Origin of the sequence: Streptococcus mitis (assembly GCF_001074635.1) — a bacterium.
In the GTDB taxonomy this organism is placed as follows: domain Bacteria; phylum Bacillota; class Bacilli; order Lactobacillales; family Streptococcaceae; genus Streptococcus; species Streptococcus mitis_E.
The window spans coordinates 1-4,897 of sequence record NZ_JUQO01000245.1 but is presented as its reverse complement, the minus strand read 5'-3'; the positions used below and the strand labels follow the sequence as shown (position 1 = coordinate 4,897).

Sequence of the window (4,897 nt, the reverse complement as noted above, 5' to 3'; positions counted from 1 at the left end):
CATACCTACGGCAAGGCGACGTTGACGTGGTTTGAAGAGATTTTCGAAGAGTATTAGCTTTTAATAAACTGATAACAATAATGGTTGCTGGAGTTCCTTCGCAATTCTGGAAGATATCACTCCAGTCTTTTCTATCTATCTGTATCTTATAAACTATAGATTATGAAGCTATTTACTAACTGATCTGACCACATATCTCAAACAATAAAAAAAGTAATGAATGTTTTTATTTTTTATTAAGAATATGATATAATGTATAAAGGAATATATGTTTACTTACAGTGCATATATATATATATATATAAGGTGGAAAGCTATGTTTAAATTATCTAGACAGCAAAAAGATCATCGTTATTTTTGCGGGAATAAATATGAGAAATATTCTATCAAAAAGTTAAAAGTTGGTGCAGCAAGTGTATTGGTTGGTACAGGATTTTTATTTGGTTACAATTTGGATCAGGTAAAGGCTGATGAGCAAAAGACTGAAATGGCCACGGTAATGCCCAAGACTGGAGATACGCCTCAATCTGCGAATAAGGTAGATGTTGCGACTGAACCAAAACAAGAAAAGGCTCCAGAAGTAGGTACAGAAACACCAAAATCTGGAACGAAAGAAGAAACCGTTCCAGCAACAAGCCCTCAAGTGGCCGAAACTAAGGAAATTCCTGCAATTAAGGAAACTCCTGCAATTAAGGAAACTCCTGCAACTAAGGAAGTACCAGAAAATAAGGTCAACAAAGTAGACAAAGAAATTGTCAACTCATCTACGTTGAGAGAGAAATTAGCTGATTTGGAAGCTCAAATCGAGCGTATCCGAGGGAATAAAAAACAATCCTCTCATATTCAAAGTGCTGAAAAACTACTTGTGGAAGCTAAAAAGTTTTTAGAGTCTTCTGCGACTTCTCAAAAAGAAGTAGATGCGAAAGTCAAAGAAATTAGTTCATTAACAAACATCCTAAAATCAATTAAAGCAGAAGAAACGCCTAAAATAAATAAAAACCAAGACAGCCGTAATGGTAAAAAGATGGAAGAAGGAACTAGTTTTAGAACAGGGACTGAATCAACAAGGGGCGCTACAACTTCAATAACGACAGGGGTTGGAGCAGATGTGAAAGATGCGACAGAAACACCTGCAGTTAAAAGACCTCCTTATACAGATAGAAAAGTAGCAGAAGGATTCGCGAAGCAAATTGCATGGTTAGACTTTTCAGACGTGGACCACTGGAAAAATGTGGAGGTGGAAAATGGAACCGTAGTTCTAAAAGAAGGTTCGGAATATGAAAAAGAAATCATGCCTGATTACCGCATTAAGTTGAAGGTTAAATCATTAAAACCATTCCAAGCTACAGAAATCTATAGAAAGCGTATGGAAGCCAAAAATGCAACGCCTGAAGAAAAGGCAACATTTAACCCGAATGCAACTAATGGAATTTGGAACAGTAATAATCCAGCGAAAATTACAGCTACAGCTCAGGATCAGTGGTCTGAAATTAAAAATAATGGGATTGATACATTAGGGAAAAAGACCTCTATTGGGTCAGGCGATGGAGCTAATATTGGAATTCAATTCGAGATAAGTGGTACTTATAAAGGAAACACCGTTCGTCCTGCTGTTGTAATGACTGATGCAGAAAGTGCAAACCCGGGAGAAAATATCGTTTTCACTACAAATGGTAAAGGTTGGGAACAGGTTATTGACTTAGAAAAAAATGGATCAAATGGTCATAGATACAAACCTGTAAATTTATATACAAAAAATTATAAAGCATTCCCAGATGTAATTACTGGTAATGCTGATAAATTAGATGGTGCTTCTATCCAAAATGTAGGAAATGGAAATAAAATAGCCTATAAATATTTTACGAATCCAGACCAAGAAACAGGAGGCCTAGGTAGTGGCGTATTTGGACCTGGTGTAACAGCAGGTAAATATAGTGTCCCAGTTGTTATGACAAAAGGTGCTACTGAAGTTGGCATGTATGTTTTTTCTACTGGTTCACAAAAAGCTATGATTGGGGTTGCGCCAATCGATGAAGGTGATGCGCCACCAAGCTATGGAGAAGCAGTTCACACCATGAATACTAGAGATGGAATTACTGGTGATGAGGTAAAACAACCGTATTTAGGTAGTGAAAGACCAGATATGGATACGAATAATGTAAAAGACTGGAATGGCGACGATAATACTGATACTAGAGATGAAGGAATTAACCAATTACTTCCTGATAGTTTAAAAGGTAGTGAAGGAAACATTATCAAAGCAAATATCTCAAATGGTGGGTATTATACCTTAAATATTCAGGCGCACACAGGTGGTGCTGAAAAGGCATATATTCGTTCATGGATTGATTTTAATAATAATGGAAAGTTTGATGAAGATGAAGCTTCAGATATTGCAGAAATTACACAAGATGGCGATGTAAAATTACATTTTAAAAATAAAACACAAAAAGACGCAGGACAGTTACTTCAAGCTGGTACTAGGGTTCGTATTGCAACAAGTAGAAATGAAATAGAAAATCCTACAGGACTAGCATTCTCTGGGGAAGTAGAAGACTTTAATGCGAAGATTACACACCCACCTAAAGGAGAGAAGCAAACTACAATCGGAAATGCTACAATTGGGGATAATGTAGATAAACAAAGTGCTACTGTTCATTTCACTCCAAAAGGTAAAAATATTTATAGAGAAGATGATGTCAATGCGGAAATTGATACTACAGTAAAACCAGTATATATTAATAACAAAACTGGTAAAATAATCACCTTATCAGATGAGAATACTTATACTGTAAAAGGTCAAGGAACGTATAAATTTACACCAAATGCAACAAATCCAAAAGATATCGATGTAGAATTTACTCCGGAAAAAGGCTTTGTAGGAAAAGCGCAAGGGATTACAATTCGTCGTCAAGACACGAATAAAACAACGACAGACTGGGGCACAAATGATGAGGCTGTTACTCCAAATGTAAATGATGTCTTAAATACAATGGATGGGTTATACATTCCAGAAGTAAGAATACCTACTGTACAACCAACTCCAAATAATGCTGAAAGTCGTAATATACAAGGATTCGCACAAAAAGGCAAACCTACATTTAATGTTGAAACTTCGGATACTCCGGTTACTGCATCAGTAAAACACCCCGCAAGACTGATTAATCCAAGAACGAATGCTCTTGCAGATTCTGCGATTGTAGATGCCTTAGATCCAAATAATAATAAAGTCGGTACTTATAAGATAGCTCCGGAAACAGGTGAAGTAACATTTACACCAAATATTGATTATAAAGGTGAAGTGCAACCTGTCAAAGTGTCTGTTCCAGTTGTTGTGGCACATGATAAAGATGATAAGGATATTACAGTTACTACAGTAGCTACGTATACTCCAAGAATTACTCCAGTAACACCAACAGCAGAAGCGTCAACAACTAGAGATGTTCAAGGAAAAGCGCAAGTATCAAGAATCGTCTTTGATACAGTAGAAAATAATGCCGATAAAAATCAAACGGTTAACTTTGATAAAAGTCCGGAAGTAGGTACTGATGGAGAACATGTTGACTTAGATAAAGAAACATTAACATTAGTAAATGCTTCAGGAGTTGAAACAAATACAGTCACAACAGACCAAGGTGAGTATGTATTAGATAAAGTAAGTAAAACTATTACGTTTACACCGAAAAAAACATTTGTCGGAACAGCAACTGCTGTAAATATTCGTATCAAAGATATGAATGGAACAAAAGTTGAAACAACGTATACGCCAACAGTGATTGAAGTAACACCAACAGGTAAAGATTCAGCAACTTCAGGGCCACAAGGACTTACACAAAAATCACCAATCTTATTTAACGAAAGAGAGGAAACAGACGGAAAAACTCTAAACTTTGATACAGGTCACGAAAGAGTAGCTTTAAAACCAGAAACGTTAACTTTACTAAATGGTACTGCTAAAGTTAAGAGTATCACTGTAGAGAATGTCGGAACTTATGAATTAGCGGACAATGTGATTACATTTACACCTGCGCCAACTTACCATGGAACTGCAGAAGGAGTAAATGTTCAAGTTGAAGATGAAAATGGAAAAGTTGTTACGAAAAAATATGTACCAACAGTAACTGAATTAACAGTAACTCCAGAAGGTAAAACAACGAAAAATATCCAAGGGGAAACTCAAGAAGGAACACCAACCTTCACGATTCCCGCTGAATCAACGAATGCAACTGTAACAAGTCGTAAATTAGTGGATCCAGCTGATCCAACTAACACACCAAAAGATACAGTAACATTAGATGGTAAAGGAACATTCACCATTGATGGAAATGGAAAAGTAACATTCGTACCAGTTCCAACCTATAAAGAAGATGTTCCACCAATTACGGTAAAAGCAACTGTAACCATTACAAACGCTAAAAACGAAAGTACAACAATTACATCAACAGCTTCTTACAAACCGATTATTGTACCGGCTGAGATTGATAAAGCACCAGCTACATCAACGAACTTACAAGGTTTAACACAAACTGGAACTCCAACATTTACACCGAAAACGGTTGAAGTAAATGGAGTGCAAAAGACAATTAGTGTTGAACCAAATAGCTATAAACTTGTAAAAGATGGCTTGGAAAGTGAATCACTTCCAGCCTATAAAGCAGGAACAACTGAACAAATTGGTACGTATACAATTAATCCACAAAATGGATTAGTGACATTTACACCAACAGATAAAACTTATACAGGAGCAGTAGCACCAGTAGATGTACAAGCAACTGGATCAAATGGAGTAAAAGTTCATACAACCTATACACCAACTATCACACCAGTAACACCAACAAAAGAGCCATCAGCAACAACTGATGTACAAGGTAAAAAACAAGTATCAAGAATTGTGTTG

1 protein-coding gene is annotated in these 4,897 nt (G+C 36.3%); it reads left to right on the top strand.

Annotated features, from left to right (window positions below):
• Positions 1 to 316 precede the first annotated feature (316 nt).
• A partial coding sequence (locus ADI58_RS10265) for a YSIRK-type signal peptide-containing protein (RefSeq protein WP_049522515.1) occupies positions 317 to 4,897 on the top strand: 4,581 nt, incomplete at its 3' end.